The following is a 16,416-nucleotide window of genomic DNA, read 5'->3' on the forward strand; positions in this document are numbered from 1 at the left end:
CAGTTGTGCTCCGGCGGGCGGAGCCGAAGGGCTCAGATGACGGGGCTGCGGCGCTCAAGCAGCACGACGTCGCGCCACCGCCCGTGGTGCCGGCCGACCCGCTCGCGGATGCCGATGACGCGGAACCCGGCCCGCTGGTGCAGCGTGAGACTGGCGGTGTTCTCCGGGAAGACGCCGGACTGGATGGTCCAGATGCCGGCGGCCTCGGTGGACGCGATCAGCGCGTCCAGCAGCAGCCGGGCCACACCTCGGCCCTGGGCGGCCGGGTCGACGTAGACGGAGTGCTCGACCACCCCGGCGTAGACCGCCCGGCTCGACGTCGGCGAGACCGCCACCCACCCGACCACGGTGTCGTCTGCGTCGATGGCCACGAGGCGGTGGTCAGGCAGCTTGGCCGCATCGAATGCCGTCCAGGTCGGGGCGGTGGTCTCGAAGCTGGCGTTGCCGCCGTCGAGGCCGGCCTGGTAGATGGCGAGGACACGCTCGGCGTCTTCCGAGGTCATCAGGCGGACGGTGATGTCGGCCATCAGCAGGCTCCCTTCGGGGTGGGGGCTGGGCGGCCCATGACGACGTCGGCGGCCGACGGGAAGCAGCCGACGCAGGCGTCGTTGATGCGGTAGTGCCGGGCGGTGCCGACCGGCTCCACGAGCACGAACCGCACCTCGGTCAGGATCTTCAGGTGTTGGGAGACGGTGGACTGGGCCAGGCCGACGGCGGCGACGATCTCGCCGACGCTCATCGGTCGGTTGTGCCGGGCGAGGTACTCGACGATCTGCACCCGGGTCGGGTCCGCCAGGGCCCGGAACCACGAGGCGTAGGTCTGCGCGGTGTCCCGGTCGAGCAGGTCGCCCACCACCACTCCCTCTATCGTTTATCGCCGATTGACGATGAAAGTGTAGCGGGTGCCGCCGCAGCGAGGTGGGCGGTCGCGACAACGAGACGGGCGATCGCGCCGAGGGTGGCGGGGTCGACCTTGTCGGGGGTGTCGGCGGGGCTGTGGTAGCCGCCCATCCCGGCACCGATCCCGACCGCGGCGAAACCGGCACCGCCGTAGCGGCGGTTGTCCGACGCCACCGGACCCGCCGCCAAGGGAACGCCGGTGTGCCGGCCCGCCTGGTCGAGCCAGGCCAGGAGCCGATGGGCGGGCCCGCCGGCCTCCACCGCGGCCGCCTGGTCGAGCCGGCCGGCGCCGTCGACGTTGATGACCAGCGGTGCGGCCCCTTCGGCGCGGAGTTGGGTGACGTGGTGGGCGGAGCCGAGAGCGCCGACCTCCTCCCCGTCGAGCAGCGCGACGGACAACCCCACCCGGGCGGGCAGCGCGGCCGTGAGAGTACGAGCGGCTTCGAGGACCACGGCGACGCCGGTGGCGTTGTCCGAAGCGCCGGGCAGGCGGAGCCCGGGGTGGTCCCCGACGCCGTCGTAGTGGGCGGCCAGGAGCAGGTCGGCGCCGTCGGGGACGGGTTGCCGGAGTCGGGCGTGGATGTTGGTGCCGGTGACGTCGTCGCGGCGCAGCGGCGTCGCGCCGGCCAGCCAACCGTCCCCTGCGGTGGCGGCGGTGAGCACGGCGTGGTGGGCGTCCGGGTCGAGGGTCAGCACCGGCAGCGGCCCCGGGTCCGGACCGGCGAGCATGGTGAACTGCCAGCCCTCGGCGTCGACCGGACGGCGGACCAGCAGCCCGGCGGCGCCGCAGGTGTCGCGGTAGGCGTCGAACAGGCTCGTCTCGGCCGGCACGACCAGCCACCGCCCCGCCGGGTCATCCTTGCCGGCGACACCAAGGGCACCGCGACGGATGTCGGACGTGTCAGCGGAGGCCGGATGGATCGCGACCTGCCGCCCGAAAACCAGCTCCTCGGTGCCGCTCCGATCGCCCCAGGTGACCGTCCGCGCCTCGTACACCTGCGGTACGGCGCGGACCGGGAACTCCTCGCAGCGGACGTCGGCGCCGAGGGCGGTGAGCTGGTCGACGAGCCAGGCGCGGGCCGCTGCCCCGCCGGCCGAGCCGACACGCCGCCCCGCCATAGGGTCGGAGGCGAGGGTGGCGACGGTGGCGGCCATCCGGTCGGCGCTGACCTGGTTGAGCAGGTCAGCGAGGTCGGTGGGGGCGGTCATGAGCAGCAGCCCTGCCCGGTGCCGATGGCGTCGGCCTTGGCCTCGGTGCCGCAGCATGAGTCAGCCGCCTGGGCGGCCTGCCGCGTGCCGCAGCACGTGTCCGCGCCGGAGCTGGTGCTCTCGCCAGCGGGCGGGAGGATCCCGCCGACGGCTTGAGCGGGGCTGCCGCAGCAGGCGCCGGAGCCGATGACCTGCAGCGCGGCGACGGGGTCGCCGGAGAATCCGCCGGCGGCGGCGGTGTTCTGGCTCATCTTGGATCCTCTCCTCAGCGAGGGCTGGTCAGCGTGTAGGCAGTGGTGCGGGCACGGTCGAGGCGGCGCTCGGCGCGCTGGGCGGCGGTGGACACCTGGGCGCAGGAGTCGCAGAACCGGACACCCGGCAGCGGTGTGCGAGGGCGGCGGGCGAAGCCGAACATCGTGAGACCTCTTTCCTCGAGACGCCCTGTCTTGACGTCCGTCGAATCAGAGACTTGCACGCTGATTAGAGAGATGTCAACCTAGAGGCATGTCAAAGCAACAGGCGCCCCTCGCCGTCATCGACCTCAACGCCGACACGCCGTGCTGCCCCCCGCTGGCGCAGCGCCGGGTCACGGCCGAGACGGCCGCGGTGCTCGCTCCCGCGTTCAAGGCCCTCGGCGACCCGGTACGGCTGCAGCTGATGTCGATGATCGCCTCCGCCGAGGGCGGCGAGGCGTGCGTGTGCGACCTGACGCCCGCGTTCGACCTGACCGGGCCGACGATCTCCCACCACCTCAAGACGCTGCGCGAAGCCGGCCTGGTGGATGCCGATCGGCGGGGCACGTGGGTCTACTACCGCGCCCGCCCGGGAATCCTGCGCCAGCTCGCCGCCCTGCTGTCGGTCGAGCCGGCCCCTTCGTCGCAGGCGTAAGCCGCCGGGCCGCCCCGGACTTCCCAGCGCCCATCGCAGATCGCGATCAGCGCTGAGCGCCGGATCCCGTGCGCGAGGCGGGGTCCGCTCTCCGCTGCCGGCCTTGGTGAGGCCGTCCGGACACGTGAGCGGCGAGGGCAGTCATGACGTGTGCGGCGTCGCGGCCGATGCCGCGCAGGGTGTTCGAGGCGAAGGATCGTTGGAACTCCAACCCGAGATAGACCAGCCCGGGATGAGTGGTGGAGATCCCGCCCACCTGCCGGGGCGCGCCATGGTCGAGGGCGCCCAGGGGCTTGAGGTAGGCGAGGTCCGGGCGGTAGCCGGTGGCGAAGATGACCGCGTCGACCGGCTCGGGCGTGCCGTCGGCCCAGATCACGCCGTCAGGGGTGAAGCCCGTGAACATGTCCCGCCGGGAAAGCAGACCGGAGGCGAGGGCGTCGCGGTAGACGCCGGTGTCGAGCACGGTGGCGTGTCGAACAAGACGGGTGAGGACGCGGCGGGGCAGGCCGTCCGCGCCGGTGACCCGCAGCCAGTGGTGCAGGTCCCGCCCGCCGAGGCGTTGGGGCAGGAAGCGCACGGGTTCCCGGGTGGCGAGCGTGACCCGAGCGTGGGCCGCGATCTCGTAGGCGACCTGGACGGCGGAGTTGCCGGCACCCACGACGACGACCCGTTTGCCCGCGTACACCTCCGGCCGGCGGTACTGGGCGACGTGCCGGAGATCGCCGGCGTAGTCGTCCTGGCCGGGCAGCGTCGGCAGGTAGGGGTTGCCGAAGGATCCGCTGGCGGCGACAACTCCCACTGCGGCCAACTCGTCCCCCGTGTCGGTGCGGGCGAGGTATCCCCCGCCGGAGCGTGCGTCGACGGCGACGACTCGAGTATCGGTGCGAATCTCGACGTCCAAGGTCTGCGCGTACCGGCGCAGGTACGCCGTGACCTCGTCGCGGCGGGGGTAGCGATCCGGGTCGCCGTCGAAGGGCATGCCGGGCAGGGCACTGTAGCGGGCGGGCGAGAAGAGGGTGAGGCTGTCGTAGTAGTCGGGCCAGGAGCCCACGGGCTCGCTGCCCGCATGCAGGACGACGGGCCGCAGGCCCGCGGTCAGGGCGGCTCGGGCGGCGGCCAGGCCTGACTGGCCGCCGCCGACGATGATCACTGGCTCGGATGTCATGGCACGATCATATCGTCGTTTTGTTGAATGACAATATGATGATGGTGAGGGAAGGTAGGGCCATGAGCGACGCCACAGCCGGACAGCCCACCGGGGCACCCTCGCCCCCGCGCGCGGCAGGAGTCCCGGAGGGCCTGGCGCCGCAGACGCAGGAGTTCCTCAAGGCCCTGGGCAGCCCCACCAGGCAGCGGATCATGATGCTGTTCGCGCAGGGCGCCGAGCTGTCCGTCGGGGAGGTGGCCGAGCGGACGGGCATCAGCCAGGCCACGGCGTCGCAGCAGTTGACCCTCCTGCGACGTGGACGGGTGGTCACCTCCCGCCGTGACGGGAAGACCGTGTACTACCGCGCGGATCGCGACGGCGCGCTCGCCGCCCTCGCCGAACTGCAGTCCTACCTGGCGACCTGCTGCTGAGCAGGTCGCCAACCGGCTCCCGCGCGGCCTCGCGGCCTGCGGCCGGAAGCTGCGCGATTTCCCCAGCCGCGTATCGCAGGTGCAGGCACGACGGGCTAGTTATGAACAGTGATGGTACCCGCGGTTCCGTCGACGGTGACGAGCTGGCCGGGGCGCAGTCGCTGGGTGGCGTCGCCGGTGCCAACAACGGCGGGGATGCCGTACTCGCGGGCCACCAGGGAGGCGTGTGCGGCTAGGGTACCGCCGTCGGTGACCACTGCGGCGGCGCGCGCGAACAGCGGTGTCCATGCCGGGGCGGTGGCCTTCGCGACGAGCACTTGACCATCGGCGAAGCCGTCGAAGTCCTCAGGTCCGTGCACGATGGCGACTTCGCCGGTCGCTCGGCCGGCCGAGGCGGGATGCCCGACGATGGCGCCCTCGGCGGTCTCCGTGGTGCCGCGGGCCTGTTGCACTGCGCGTTCGATGACGTCGCCGATCAGTCGCGCGGGACGGCCGAGGGTCAATGGCGCGGTCAGGCGGCGTTGGCGCTGCCAGAGGGCGCGCCGCTCGGCAACCCTGGTGCTCAGCTGTCCGGGGTCGCCTTCGATCCCGCTGTTCACTTCATGTCGGATGCAGAAGTAGATGTCGTCGTACTGCTCGATCGCTCCCAGGTCGGCCAGGTGCCGCCCGAGGCGGGCGGTGCAGGCTCGCAGGACCGGCCAGGCGAGGGTGAACTCGCGCGCCTGCTCCTCGCGGATAACGGCGTAGCTGTGGTTGACGTGCAGCAGCCGGTCGAAGTCAGCCAGCAGCCGCGGGCGGTCGGCCAGCGCCGCTCGGCAGCGTTGTTCGGCGACCATCCGCTGTTCGGCAAGCGAGCGGTAGCGGTCGCCGGCTCGGGGTGGTTGGCCGGTGGCGAGTTCTCCGGCGACCGGGTGATACCAGTCGACGCTCTGTACGGCGTGCGCGCCGGGCACCGGCTGGGCGCCGGGGAGTCCGCGCAACAGCACCTGCGCCCCGCCCTTATCGTCGGGTAGCACGTCGCCGAGGTGCCGGCGGGCGAAGCGGGTCAGGCAGGCTTCCATCTTCCACGCTGACCCGCCGACGATCGCCAGATACCAGAGGTAGATCCCGGCTTCTCGCCCGAGTGCGTCGACGAGCTCGGCCAGTCGCCGAGGCGATGCCCTGTCGACCTCCGCCTCTGCGGCGGCCACGAGGCGTCGATAGCCGGGCAGTTGTTGTTCACGCCAGGTCCGCTCGAGTTCGGACAGGACGGCGCGGTCGACGGCATCCGGGTCATGGCTGACCCGGATCAACGCGTTGAACAGGATCTTCACCGCCCGCGTGCGGCCCTGCCACAGCACCCCAGCGAGGAGTTTCGGTGATGGGATCGGTGTGGCGTTGTAGTACCAGCCGTTGACCAGCGCGTACCGGAACGCCACTCGCACGCCGACGCTGCCGTACATCCCATCGAGATACCCGTCCTCGAGCACGGGCAGCAGCCAGCTGGCAAACAGCGGAGTGACGGCCTCGGGGAGCCATTCCCCGAGCCGGAAGTTGCGCATCCACAACCCCGGCCCCGGCGCCGTCCACGACACCGGCTCCGGCACCGCGGTCATCGGCCGGGCCTGCAGCAGCCGCAGACGGCCCGCCCGGTCGATGGCCCACTCCACGTCCTGCGGGCGGCCGTCGTACCGGTCGGCGATCCGACGCGACAGCTCCGCGACCATGTCGGCCTGGACGTCGGCTAGGACCCGTCCACCGCCGGGGCCGGACCGGGTCATCACGGTGCGGCTCGCGGTGACCGTCCACTCTTCGCCGGTCGTCTCACCCGACACCAGCGGATCACCCAGCCCCGCAACGGCAGCCACCAGCGTCTGATCGCGGTCGCCGGTGACCGGATGCGCGGTGAACGCCACCCCGGCCGCAACCGGGTCGACCATCACCTGGACCAGCACCGCCATCGCCGCCGTCGCCCCGCCGTGGCGCTGGTGGTAGGCGGTGACCCGCTCGCTGGCCGCCGCGGCGAAGCATCGCCGCACCGCCTCACCCAGCCCGTCGGCGGGCACGTTCAGGTACGTCTCGTAGAGGCCGGCGTAGGAGGCATCCGGTAGGTCCTCGGCCGCTCCCGAGGAACGCACCGCGAACCGGTCCCCTCCCAGGCCCTCGACCCTTGCCGCGAGCCGTCGGTCAAGCTGCGGGTCGTCGAGGACGGCGGTGGTGACCACGATCCCGGGCGGCACCGGGAACCCGGCCGCGGTCAGGTCCGCCAGCACGGCCGCCTTCCCGCCGATCACCGCCCGGTCAACCGCGCTCGCCTCGGTCAGGTCCACGACCGTGAGGTTGGAGCTCATCACCCACCACCATATGTAGCGTCGCAAAGTATTGTGACGCTACAGTAGAACCGCTGGGCCGCCGCCAGCAAGAACGAGGAGCCGCAGGTGTTGCCAATGCGACCGGAACTGCTCAAAGGTCATCTCGACGCGTTGCTGCTCGCGGTCCTGGAACCCGGGCCACAGCACGGCTACGCCGTCATCGAAGCCCTGCGAGACAGCAGCGACGGGGCGCTGGACCTGCCGACCGGCACCGTCTACCCGGCGCTGCACCGCCTCGAACGCGCAGGCCTGATCGCCAGCGACTGGCATACCGTCGGCGGCCGCCGCCGCCGCGCCTACCACCTCACCCCGGCCGGACAGGCCGCGCTCGGTGAGCAGCGGGCAGTCTGGGACAAGTTCTCCACCGCCGTCACCGCAGTTCTGGGCAGGCGGGCATGGCCAACGACCGCCTGACCACCCGAGCCGGCGAAGCGCGTCTCGACGCCTACCTGGACGACCTCGCCGCACGACTGCGTGGACCACGCCGACGCCGGGAGCAGATCCTCGACGAACTACGCGACGGACTCCACCACGCCGTCACCGACCGCACCGCCGCCGGCCTACCCCAAGGTGATGCGGTCGACGCCGCGATCGCCCAGTTCGGCACCCCACAAGCGGTCGCCGAGGCCTTCGCCGGGGAGTTGGTCACCGCCTATGTCCGGCGCACCATCGCCTGGTACATCGCCACGGGACCTCTCGTGGGCATCTGGTGGCTGCTGCTCCTGCAGCCCCACCCCTGGCGCACCGGCCTGGTCGCCCTGTTGGCCGCGATCCCCGTCATCCCACTGATCATCATCGCGATCGCCACCGCCGCTGGAACGCTCGCCACCACCGGTCGCCTTATGCGCTGGCTACCCGAAGCAAGCCCACAACACGCGCTCGCCGCGACCACCACCATCGCCGCCCTTGCGCTCGCCGGGGATCTCACGGTGATCGCGAGCTACCTCCGGTCAGACATCCCGGCCCACTTACTGGCCACGTTCGCCCTCGCCGCCAGCCTCACTCGGATCGCCTGCAGCCTGGTCACGATGCGCCACGCCACCGCGATGCGCACTTCGCCACCCTCCTGATCATCGAACCCACCCGTTGGCTGAGCGCGCCAAACACCCGACGGGCACTATCCGCACTCGCATTTGACGAACGACCGACCACTCAGCAACAGTTGACTCAATGAACGTTGAGCTTGCTTCCCTGGTCGGGCGCGCACGGATCCACGCCGCTCTCGGCGACCCCGCACGCCTGGCGATCGTGGACGCGCTCACCCTCGGCGACGCCTCCCCCGGGGAGATCGCCCACGCCCTCGACATGCCGACGAACCTGGTCGCCCACCACGTCAAGGTCCTCACCGACGCCGGTCTCGTGACGAAGGGCCGCTCCGAGGGTGACCGCCGCCGCACCTACCTACGGCTGCTCCCGGAAGCCCTCGCCGCGCTCGCTACCCCTCGACTGGCCGGGATCGGCCGGGTCGTGTTCGTCTGCACCCACAACTCGGCCCGCTCGCAGCTGGCCGCCGCGCTGTGGAAGCGCCGCACCAACGGCGCCGCCGCCTCGGCCGGCACGAAGCCGGCGACCCGGGTCCATCCCCGCGCGATCGCGGTGGCCCATCGTCACCGCCTGGATCTCGACCCGACCGGCACGGCCCACGTCACCGACGTTGTCCGCGGTGACGACCTGGTCATCGCCGTGTGCGACAACGCCCACGAGGAGCTGACCGGGCCTGCCCGTCCACGCCTGCACTGGTCCATCCCCGACCCGGTCCGGGTGGATACCGACGAGGCCTTCGAAGCCGCCTACGTCGACCTCGCCGACCGGGTCGACCGGCTCGCCCCCGCCGTCTTCCCCACCACTCGATAACCGTCATGCCTCGACGAGGGGCAGCCAGTTCATGGGAGAGAACAGACTGATGACCATCGCACTCCGGCGGCGCTTACTGGCCGAGTTCACCGGCACGGCCCTGCTGGTCACCGCCGTGGTCGGCTCCGGGATCATGGCCACCAACCTCTCCCCCGGCAATGTCGGGCTGCAGCTGCTGGAGAACTCGATCGCCACCGCGCTCGCGCTCGGCGCGCTGATCCTGATCTTCGGCCCGGTCTCTGGCGCCCACTTCAACCCCGTTGTCTCGGCCGCCGACTGGTTCCTCGGCCGCCGCGCCGGCACCGGTCTCACCGCCGGGGAGCTCGGCGGCTACATCGTCGCCCAGATCGCCGGCGCGATCGGTGGGTCGATCCTGGCGAACCTGATGTTCGATCTGTCCGCCGTGACCTGGTCGAGCAAGGACCGAGCCGCCGGGCATCTCTGGCTCGGTGAGGTCGTCGCCACCACCGGCCTGATCCTGCTGATCTTCGCTCTCGCCCGCTCCGGCCGCGCCCCGGTGGCCCCCGCCGCCGTCGGCGCGTACATCGGCGCGGCCTACTGGTTCACCTCGTCGACCTCGTTCGCCAACCCCGCGGTGACCATCGGCCGGGCTTTCACCGACACGTTCGCCGGCATCGCACCCGCCTCCGTCCCCGGGTTCGTCGTCGCCCAACTGGTGGGGCTGGCGGTCGGTGTCGGCCTGCTCGCTGCGCTCTACCCCGACGCCGGGCAGGCCGCCGACCAGGTCGTCGTCCCTGCCGAGGAACGCGACCCGGCACTGGACCGCCGCCCATGACCATCTGCGAGCCGGAGCATGGGGGGAAAGAGGTGCGTTACTGCCGCCTGCTCAACCCGCCGCGTCCCGCCGGCCGATACCGGCTGCTCGACCGCAACAGCGACCCCGACCGGTCCCTGCCTGCACCCCGCGCCGAGACGCCCATGAACCGGCCCTACGACCTGTACTCCAAGGAAGGCATCTGATGTCCAAGCCCAGCGTCCTGTTCGTCTGCGTGCACAACGCCGGCCGTTCCCAGATGGCCGCCGGCTGGCTGCGTCACCTCGCCGGCGACGCCGTCGAGGTCCGATCCGCCGGCTCCGAGCCCGCCGACCAGATCAACCCGATGGCCGTCGAGGCCATGCGCGAGGTCGGGATCGACATCACCGCCAACAAGCCGAAGATCCTCGACTACGCCACCGCCGAGGCCTCCGACGTCATCATCACGATGGGCTGCGGCGACGTCTGCCCGGCCTTCCCCGGCAAGCGGTACGAGGACTGGAAGCTTGAGGACCCGGCCGGCCAGGGCCTGGACACGGTCCGTCGCATCCGTGACCAGATCCGCACCCGGGTGGAGGACCTCCTCGCCGATCTCACCCCCACCGCCTAACGCAGGCTGCGCCCGCCCTCGACGCCGAGCGGTACCTCGCCGTCCAGTCCTGAATCTCTCCCTCAGTCCTGCCGGGCGAGGTCCGGCAGGACTGACATGGCCTACGTCACTCTCTCTCCCAACCCGAACAGAGGCCCCGCACCGAGCCGCGGAGATGATGACATCGTGAAGATGGGCACACTGTTTTGGTCCTTGCCAATATGGGAGTTCGTCGAAACAGCCCTCCTCCTGCCGGCCCCGGGCGGCGTGCCCCAATGCGCCATATACGGACGAATGGTGCACTACCTTGGTCCTGGTGGGTCTCTACGAATCCCTGGCATCCATCCGGAAGACAGGCCGCGCCGCGGCGACCACACTCACCACCTGGCCTACCGCCTTGGATGCGGCCGGCATCCACGAGGAAGGGCAGCGCTCGGACTACAGTCGGAGCGCACAGTTCATCCGCGACCGTGACACCGTCCCCTACCTGGGCGTCCGGGTCCTGGCCCCGCCGGCCATGCAGCCGCACCTGCTGGCCGGGCTCGCCTTCGCCAACCGCACCGACGACCTTGCCGACGCGGGCAACAGTGAGCTCGCCCGAGCCCGCCTCGCGGACTGGCTCGCTCAGTCACGGCGTGGGGTATCGGACGACTCGTGTCCCTATCCGATCGTGCGGGCATTCGTGAACTCGGTGACGGTCCGTGGGTTGGACCCTTCGTGGATGCGGACCTTCCTGGACGCCGCAGAGCAGGAGCCCGACTTCGCCGGATTCGCAGACGAGGCGGACTTCGGCCAGTACGTCGACCGCTACACCTGGCCCCTGCTGATGTGCTCGGCAGGTCTCCAGTACCAGGGCGGCCCCAGCGACGAGGCGGCCCGCATCTGGCGGGCGTACGCGGAGTTCGCGCAGCGCCTGGACATCCTCAACGATCTGCGGGCGGATCTGACGGACGGGCGCCTGTGTCTGCCCGCCGACGCCCTCACCCTGCACAGCGTGGACCGCGCCGACCTCGAACAGGGCCGGGACACCCGCAACGTGCGCGCGCTGCTGCAGGACATGTGCACCCGCACCCGTACCGTTCTGAAGGAAGCGCGGACAGTGCTGGAGGTGTGCGATCCAGGCCAGTTGATCGCAACCCGTTTGCTGCTCCTCCTGCAGGAACGGCAACTCGAGGACATCAACCGCTCCGGTCCCCGCATCCTCCGCCGACCGGTCGGCTTCCACCCGCCGACGATGGTCCGCGCCATGCTCGGCACCCTGCGGACGTAGCTCGGCCGTCCACGCGTCGTCGACGGCCCGGTATCCCCGTGGCACCACCTTGTGTACGGACTTGTGGTGCTCCTTTTGTCTCCGGGATCGTGGCGACAGCCACACTCCACACAAGAACAGCGGGAACTGTGGATGATCCGCAGGTCGACGCCGGCCACCCGATCCGGAACTGGCTCCTCACCGGGCCGGTAGGTCGTAACCGGGACCTCGGCGGTCACGTCCAAAAACAGGCGGCCACCCTCACACAGCAGGGTGACCGACCGGACCTGCTCGACCGGATACGGCACCTCCCGCGCCAGCCTGACCCACAACGGCGGTCCGCCCTTGGCCACCGGGATCCGCACCCGACACCCGTCAAGGGTGAACGTGCCGTGATACCCGCGCACCGGCGTCAACCCGCGCCGCCGACGCGGGAACCGGGCCGACACGTCGCCGTCCTTACGGCGTTTCGCCGCCGCGAACCAGGCATCCGAAAACCGGCGCAACACCGACCGGGCACCCGTGGTGTCCAACTCGCCAAAGGTCCCCGGCCCCGAGGCCGCCAACTCCCGGCACAACTCCTGATAGCCCACCAACGGCGCCGCCTCACGGCGGCGACGCCACGCGCTGATCTCCAACACGCACGCCCACACGTCCCCGGCCGAACGCAGCAACCCGAAACACTGCCGCCGCTGCCCCGCCGTCACCCGCAACGCCACCCGCGCCGTGCGATACACCACCCGAGGCGCAGACGGATCCCGACGACGAGCCACAACCCCACGTACGACAAAACCGCACGGCCACCAACCCGGCGAACGTTAGTGGACACCGCACTAGGGCGTGTCCTGCCGATCATGGATCGGCAGTCCTGGTCATGACATGCTTCGGCCGTGTACTGGACCGAGGATCGCAGGCGCTTTCAGCGTCTGGTCGAGGCGCTGTCGGGACGGGCGGATGCACAGGCTGAGGCCGAGATGGGTGCACCCCTGGATCCCCGGCTCGCGGACTCGCTGGTTGATGTGATGGCGGGCGAGGAGCAACTCGGACTGGACACGCTGTGCGTCAACGTCCTCGACTACCGGGTGCGGCTGACCGGTGAGGAGTACGCGACGATCATCGATCTCGCCGAACGTTGGGATCTCGACGTTCGGGTGATCGATGGGCTGAACGAGCTTGTGATGCCGGATGACGCATCCAAGTGCTCATGAGAGCCAGACGATGGCGGCGATGATGATGAGGCTGGCCCGGTAGAGCGACGCGCGTTTGGCGTATCGGGTGGCAAGGTCACGCCACTGTTTGAGCCGGTTGAAGCAGCGTTCCACGACGTTGCGCTTGCGGTAGGTCGCCTTGTCGAAGGTCGGTGGTCGCCCGCCGCGGCTGCCCTTGGCGGTCCGGCGGGCGACCTGGTCTGAGCGTTCCGGGATGACGTGCCGGATCCCGCGCGATCGCAGGGCGCGTCTGGTGGAGTCGTGGGCGTAGCCCTTGTCCGCGATCAGCACGTCGGGACGCTTGCGAGGCCGGCCCGGTCCCGGCTCGTTGACGCGGATCGCGTCCAGCAGCGCCAGGAGCTGCGGGTTGTCACCGGCCTGGCCCGGAGTGAGCAGGATCGACAACGGCCGGCCACGACCGTCGACAGCAAGGTGGATCTTCGTGCTCAGTCCTCCGCGGGACCGGCCGATGGCCTCGCCATCTTGCGCACCAGGCGTCGCTGGACTTGTCGGGGAGCCCCTTTTTTACGGGCGCCAGCGGCATGCTGGTGCGCCCGTACGATCGACGAGTCGATGCTGATCGTCCACTGCACCGGTGTGCCGTCGTCATGCACCTGCACCGCCGCGAGGATCCGATCCCACGTCCCGTCGGCGGTCCACCGGCGCAGCCGCTCGTGGCAGGTCTTCCACGGCCCGAAGCGTTCCGGCAGGTCACGCCACGGCGCACCCGTGCGCAGCTTCCACAAGATCCCGTTGATGACTTGGCGGTGATCCCGCCACCGCCCCCGCGCACCGCCCGGCTCGGGCAGCAGCGGCGCGATCACCGCCCACGCCTCATCGGTCAGTTCACCACGACGCACCACCGGCACATCGTCAACGATCAACCACTACAAGATCGGCAGGACACGCCCTAGCAGCGGACACGCATTCGGCAGCCCGCCTGAGGCGATCAAAAGTAGCGTCACCCCATGGCCATGGAGAGCAGGGCGGGTGAGCAGCCGGGGACGTACAAGCAGTCCGAGCGGGCCGGCTTCGTGGAACTGCTGTTCGACGTGGTGTTCGTGTTCGCGTTCACGCGGCTCTCCGACCGGATGGTTTCCGACCTCAGTTGGCGAACGGGCTACGCGACGTTGGTGCTGACGTTGGCGCTGTGGTGGGTGTGGTACCGGCTGGTGTGGGCAACCAACAGGTACGACTCGACGCGGCCAGGGATCCAGCTGCTGGTCATCGGCACCACGCTCGGCAGCCTGCTGATGGCCATCGCGGTACCGGGGGCATACGACGACAGGGGTTGGCTCTTTGCGGGGGTCTACGTCGCGATCCAACTGATCCGCCCGCTGTGGATCATCATGATTGGCACAAACAGTGAGGTACGGCTGGTCTGTGTTCGGAACCTCTTCTGGGCTCTCATCTCTGCGGTGCCGTGGATCGCCGGCGCCTATGCGGGAAGCGGTGCGCGGCTGGCCTGGTGGAGCGTGGCCGTCGCCTTGGACTACGTCGCGGGGGTCCTCGACTACCCCACGCCGCGGCTCGGCCGGGCCGGATTCCGGGCCCATCCGATCCAAGAAGACCATCTTACGGAGCGCTACCGGCAGCTTCTCATCATCGCGTTGGGCGAGACGATCCTGATCTCCGGCATCCAGATCAGCCCGTACGGCCTCGAGCGCGACCGAGCGGCGGCACTGCTGGTGTCGTTTGCCATCACGGTTCTGCTGTGGCAGGTCTACTTCTACCGGGCGGGTGAGTTGCTGGCCGTCGCCATCGCATCGGCACAGTCTCCGGCATACGTCGGCAGACTTGCCTCATTCGCACACCTCATCATGATCGCCGGCGTCGGCCTCACCGCCGTGGGCGACGAGCTGATCATCTTGCACCCGCTCGGTCGCACCGAGCGACCTTGGGTCCTGGTGATCCTCGGCGGTCCTGCGGTGTTCCTGCTCGGGCGGGCCCTGCTCGACTACGTGACCTTCAGCCATGTCTCCTGGTCCCGACCGATCGGACTGTTGGCGCTTGTCGTGCTGGCGCCGGTGATGCTCCTGTTTCCCCCGGTCCTGGTCGCCGTCGCGGCCACCGTGGTACTCACCGGAGTCGCCATCTCCAACGTGATCTCCTGGCGACTGTTCCCCCGGGTACCGAAGCCAGCCGCACCCGGCCGAATGGCCTCGTACCGACCCTGACCTGCAGGGAGCGTCACGCTACCCCTGCCACCACCAGGCGAAACTTGCCTTCGGTAACCACGTCCCTCGGCCGGCGAGCCCCGCCGGCCGGCACCGCCGCGACGGTTGCGGAGCGTCGCGTCACACCCCGGGATGTAGGGGTTTGGGCGTACGCCGCCACCCACCCCAATGGGACACACCCGGTATACCGCTTTGCATCGATGGAAGCTGCTGCATACGCTCCCAGGGTGTTCGCACGAGTCCGCTGACACCCGCTTCCAGGACGAAGGGGGCAGGACGGCCGCCGAGGCCCCGTCGGGATTCGCTCAACCTCCGGCCGCCTCTGCAGACGCCGGCGAGGGAGGACCGTTGCCCACAATGCCGGCGCGGGTCATCTGCGCGGCCATCGACGAAGCCGTCGACAGGTTCGCTCACGACCCGGCCAGCACCCGCCACCTGGCAGCCCACACCGGCGCGCTTCAGACCTGTCTGAAAGACACCCTGGGCCGCCCTGGCCGACGAATCATGGCCCGGGCCCCGGCCGCTCGTCGCCCTGTGCCGGAAAGTCGGCATCGGCCCTGCAGACCTCGACCTGCTGGCACACCACGTCCTGACCACCCTCCTGGCCCACCGACCCGGACCGCACGTCCTGGTCCGCGCCGGCGCCACCTTCGCCGCCGCCACACGCCGCCTACCACCCGAGCACACCCCCACACCGCCGCCACGACGGCACACGACACACTCGCCAATGGCCCCCACCTGGACATGCGGCGGAGCGCCCAGGACTGGTCGTGCGCGACCCAACAACAACTCCGGCAGGAATTCCACGGTTCGGCAGCCGCACTCGGCCTATACCTAGGATCGTGCTTCGCCGCCGCCGTCCACGACCTGCCCACCGTGCCGCAGGATCAACTCCGCCGCCGATTCCTCGACTGGCTGCCCCACCGACCGTCCGTCACCTAACCCTTTGAACCGCCCCGAACCTGGTGGAGTCCTCGGCCTGTCTCGCTAACGGCACCTCTCTTGTTAGTACCCCGGGGCTGTCGACGAGTACGCGGACGTCGAGCAGAGGAGCCGGATCATGCAGCTGGCCGCGACCGACAACCACGCCGTCGCCCGGGCCGTACACGACGTCGGATCGGCGTTGTGGTTGGGCGGCCGGCTCGGTCACCTCCGTGTCGGGGCCTGGGAAACCCGGCCATCGCGCGCAGCTGCGCGTCGTCGGGCGGGCGCCGACCACGAAGCGTTCGGGATGAGCCCCCCTACTGCGGCGTCACGGATCTGACCGGCCCGGACAGGTGTAGGCTGGGGCTATCCCGGAATCGACGACATCCCATTCCTGAGGTGCCCGCCACGCCGGCTCCGCCCGAGGGGATGCCATGTTCGTACCCGAAGCACCCGATCCGCAGCGGCCCGACGACCTCCCGCCGTCCGAGTATGGGGAGCACTCCCCCTCCCACCGGGCGTGGTGCGGTTGACCCGCGCCGGCACGACCCGGATCGGCGTCCGCGCCACAGCGCCGCTCGCGATCGTCGCCATGGTGGTCCGCACCGCCCGCATCACCCGGCTGCAGCGCCGCGACTGAGTGGGGCAACCGACGACCCGGCCGGACGGGTGGACGAACCGGCACCCGCCCGGCGGATGGCGCGACTCCGCGCA

Annotated in this window: 19 protein-coding genes; 11 read left to right on the forward strand and 8 right to left on the reverse strand. The window is 70.3% G+C overall.

Annotated features, from left to right (window positions below):
• Nucleotides 1-32: 32 nt before the first annotated feature.
• From ACGFI9_RS36745 to ACGFI9_RS36765, 5 genes are read right to left on the reverse strand one after another with little or no spacing between them, the layout of a single operon-like run.
• Nucleotides 33-527, reverse strand: a complete 495-nt coding sequence (locus ACGFI9_RS36745; RefSeq protein ID WP_393185629.1) for a GNAT family N-acetyltransferase — start codon at nt 525-527, stop codon at nt 33-35.
• Nucleotides 527-853: an ArsR/SmtB family transcription factor gene (locus ACGFI9_RS36750; RefSeq protein ID WP_393185631.1), complete on the reverse strand. Its 327-nt coding sequence runs from the start codon at nt 851-853 to the stop codon at nt 527-529. Before ACGFI9_RS36750 ends, ACGFI9_RS36745 begins: the two co-directional genes overlap by 1 nt.
• An 11-nt stretch (nt 854-864) precedes the next feature.
• The gene (locus ACGFI9_RS36755) at nt 865-2,109 is read right to left on the reverse strand and encodes a M28 family metallopeptidase (RefSeq protein WP_393185633.1); all 1,245 of its coding nucleotides are present in this window, start codon (nt 2,107-2,109) and stop codon (nt 865-867) included.
• Nucleotides 2,106-2,360, reverse strand: a complete 255-nt coding sequence (locus ACGFI9_RS36760) for a hypothetical protein (RefSeq protein ID WP_393185635.1) — start codon at nt 2,358-2,360, stop codon at nt 2,106-2,108. Before ACGFI9_RS36760 ends, ACGFI9_RS36755 begins: the two co-directional genes overlap by 4 nt.
• A gap of 14 nt (nt 2,361-2,374) precedes the next feature.
• Entirely contained in the window at nt 2,375-2,524 is a 150-nt protein-coding gene (locus ACGFI9_RS36765; RefSeq protein ID WP_393185637.1) for a hypothetical protein, read from the reverse strand.
• A gap of 89 nt (nt 2,525-2,613) precedes the next feature.
• Here ACGFI9_RS36765 and ACGFI9_RS36770 point away from each other — a divergent pair, with 89 nt between their 5' ends.
• Complete coding sequence (locus tag ACGFI9_RS36770; protein WP_393185639.1) at nt 2,614-2,997, forward strand: ArsR/SmtB family transcription factor; 384 nt, start codon at nt 2,614-2,616, stop codon at nt 2,995-2,997.
• A 46-nt stretch (nt 2,998-3,043) separates the two neighbouring features.
• Here ACGFI9_RS36770 and ACGFI9_RS36775 read toward each other — a convergent pair whose 3' ends face one another.
• On the reverse strand, nt 3,044-4,162 hold the full coding sequence (locus tag ACGFI9_RS36775) for a flavin-containing monooxygenase (RefSeq protein WP_393185641.1): 1,119 nt from the start codon (nt 4,160-4,162) through the stop codon (nt 3,044-3,046).
• Nucleotides 4,163-4,224: 62 nt separating this feature from the next.
• On the opposite strand from ACGFI9_RS36775, the gene ACGFI9_RS36780 reads away from it, so the two are divergent.
• Nucleotides 4,225-4,575: an ArsR/SmtB family transcription factor gene (locus tag ACGFI9_RS36780; RefSeq protein ID WP_393185643.1), complete on the forward strand. Its 351-nt coding sequence runs from the start codon at nt 4,225-4,227 to the stop codon at nt 4,573-4,575.
• Nucleotides 4,576-4,670: 95 nt separating this feature from the next.
• Here ACGFI9_RS36780 and ACGFI9_RS36785 read toward each other — a convergent pair whose 3' ends face one another.
• Nucleotides 4,671-6,884 (reverse strand): PEP/pyruvate-binding domain-containing protein, encoded by a 2,214-nt coding sequence (locus ACGFI9_RS36785; protein WP_393185645.1) that lies wholly within the window; start codon nt 6,882-6,884, stop codon nt 4,671-4,673.
• 117 nt (nt 6,885-7,001) lie between these two features.
• Here ACGFI9_RS36785 and ACGFI9_RS36790 point away from each other — a divergent pair, with 117 nt between their 5' ends.
• The 8 genes from ACGFI9_RS36790 (at nt 7,002) to ACGFI9_RS36825 (ending at nt 12,601) form a co-directional block, all read left to right on the forward strand.
• Complete coding sequence (locus ACGFI9_RS36790; RefSeq protein ID WP_393185647.1) at nt 7,002-7,340, forward strand: PadR family transcriptional regulator; 339 nt, start codon at nt 7,002-7,004, stop codon at nt 7,338-7,340.
• Complete coding sequence (locus tag ACGFI9_RS36795; protein ID WP_393185649.1) at nt 7,322-7,996, forward strand: permease prefix domain 1-containing protein; 675 nt, start codon at nt 7,322-7,324, stop codon at nt 7,994-7,996. The genes ACGFI9_RS36790 and ACGFI9_RS36795 overlap by 19 nt, the downstream gene beginning before the upstream one ends.
• A gap of 100 nt (nt 7,997-8,096) precedes the next feature.
• The gene (locus tag ACGFI9_RS36800) at nt 8,097-8,780 is read left to right on the forward strand and encodes a helix-turn-helix domain-containing protein (protein WP_393185651.1); all 684 of its coding nucleotides are present in this window, start codon (nt 8,097-8,099) and stop codon (nt 8,778-8,780) included.
• Between the two features lie 49 nt (nt 8,781-8,829).
• A complete protein-coding gene (locus ACGFI9_RS36805; RefSeq protein WP_393185653.1) occupies nt 8,830-9,576 on the forward strand; it encodes an aquaporin in 747 nt (248 codons plus the stop codon).
• Nucleotides 9,573-9,761 (forward strand): hypothetical protein, encoded by a 189-nt coding sequence (locus ACGFI9_RS36810; RefSeq protein WP_393185683.1) that lies wholly within the window; start codon nt 9,573-9,575, stop codon nt 9,759-9,761. The genes ACGFI9_RS36805 and ACGFI9_RS36810 overlap by 4 nt, the downstream gene beginning before the upstream one ends.
• Nucleotides 9,758-10,165, forward strand: a complete 408-nt coding sequence (locus ACGFI9_RS36815) for an arsenate reductase ArsC (RefSeq protein ID WP_393185679.1) — start codon at nt 9,758-9,760, stop codon at nt 10,163-10,165. Before ACGFI9_RS36810 ends, ACGFI9_RS36815 begins: the two co-directional genes overlap by 4 nt.
• A 295-nt stretch (nt 10,166-10,460) precedes the next feature.
• Entirely contained in the window at nt 10,461-11,414 is a 954-nt protein-coding gene (locus ACGFI9_RS36820; protein WP_393185655.1) for a squalene/phytoene synthase family protein, read from the forward strand.
• Between the two features lie 869 nt (nt 11,415-12,283).
• The gene (locus ACGFI9_RS36825) at nt 12,284-12,601 is read left to right on the forward strand and encodes a hypothetical protein (protein ID WP_393185657.1); all 318 of its coding nucleotides are present in this window, start codon (nt 12,284-12,286) and stop codon (nt 12,599-12,601) included.
• Here the strand turns inward: ACGFI9_RS36825 and ACGFI9_RS36830 are convergent.
• A protein-coding gene (locus tag ACGFI9_RS36830) for an IS5 family transposase (protein WP_393185681.1) occupies nt 12,596-13,461 on the reverse strand; the annotation gives its coding sequence in 2 pieces (ribosomal slippage) (nt 12,596-13,116 and nt 13,116-13,461; 867 coding nt in all). The genes ACGFI9_RS36825 and ACGFI9_RS36830 overlap by 6 nt on opposite strands.
• 108 nt (nt 13,462-13,569) lie before the next feature.
• On the opposite strand from ACGFI9_RS36830, the gene ACGFI9_RS36835 reads away from it, so the two are divergent.
• Entirely contained in the window at nt 13,570-14,778 is a 1,209-nt protein-coding gene (locus tag ACGFI9_RS36835; protein ID WP_393185659.1) for a low temperature requirement protein A, read from the forward strand.
• The last annotated feature ends 1,638 nt before the right edge of the window (nt 14,779-16,416 follow it).

This window comes from Micromonospora sp. NPDC048930, assembly GCF_043197935.1.
Classification (GTDB): domain Bacteria; phylum Actinomycetota; class Actinomycetes; order Mycobacteriales; family Micromonosporaceae; genus Micromonospora.

What these genes read in the sequence shown, in the direction of transcription:
- ACGFI9_RS36745 (WP_393185629.1), bottom strand. Translation starts at nt 527, where the DNA reads ATGGCCGACATCACCGTCCGCCTGATGACCTCGGAAGACGCCGAGCGT.
- ACGFI9_RS36755 (WP_393185633.1), bottom strand. Translation starts at nt 2,109, where the DNA reads ATGACCGCCCCCACCGACCTCGCTGACCTGCTCAACCAGGTCAGCGCC.
- ACGFI9_RS36760 (WP_393185635.1), bottom strand. Translation starts at nt 2,360, where the DNA reads ATGAGCCAGAACACCGCCGCCGCCGGCGGATTCTCCGGCGACCCCGTC.
- ACGFI9_RS36765 (WP_393185637.1), bottom strand. Translation starts at nt 2,524, where the DNA reads ATGTTCGGCTTCGCCCGCCGCCCTCGCACACCGCTGCCGGGTGTCCGG.
- ACGFI9_RS36770 (WP_393185639.1), top strand. Translation starts at nt 2,614, where the DNA reads ATGTCAAAGCAACAGGCGCCCCTCGCCGTCATCGACCTCAACGCCGAC.
- ACGFI9_RS36775 (WP_393185641.1), bottom strand. Translation starts at nt 4,162, where the DNA reads ATGACATCCGAGCCAGTGATCATCGTCGGCGGCGGCCAGTCAGGCCTG.
- ACGFI9_RS36780 (WP_393185643.1), top strand. Translation starts at nt 4,225, where the DNA reads ATGAGCGACGCCACAGCCGGACAGCCCACCGGGGCACCCTCGCCCCCG.
- ACGFI9_RS36790 (WP_393185647.1), top strand. Translation starts at nt 7,002, where the DNA reads ATGCGACCGGAACTGCTCAAAGGTCATCTCGACGCGTTGCTGCTCGCG.
- ACGFI9_RS36795 (WP_393185649.1), top strand. Translation starts at nt 7,322, where the DNA reads ATGGCCAACGACCGCCTGACCACCCGAGCCGGCGAAGCGCGTCTCGAC.
- ACGFI9_RS36800 (WP_393185651.1), top strand. Translation starts at nt 8,097, where the DNA reads ATGAACGTTGAGCTTGCTTCCCTGGTCGGGCGCGCACGGATCCACGCC.
- ACGFI9_RS36805 (WP_393185653.1), top strand. Translation starts at nt 8,830, where the DNA reads ATGACCATCGCACTCCGGCGGCGCTTACTGGCCGAGTTCACCGGCACG.
- ACGFI9_RS36810 (WP_393185683.1), top strand. Translation starts at nt 9,573, where the DNA reads ATGACCATCTGCGAGCCGGAGCATGGGGGGAAAGAGGTGCGTTACTGC.
- ACGFI9_RS36835 (WP_393185659.1), top strand. Translation starts at nt 13,570, where the DNA reads ATGGCCATGGAGAGCAGGGCGGGTGAGCAGCCGGGGACGTACAAGCAG.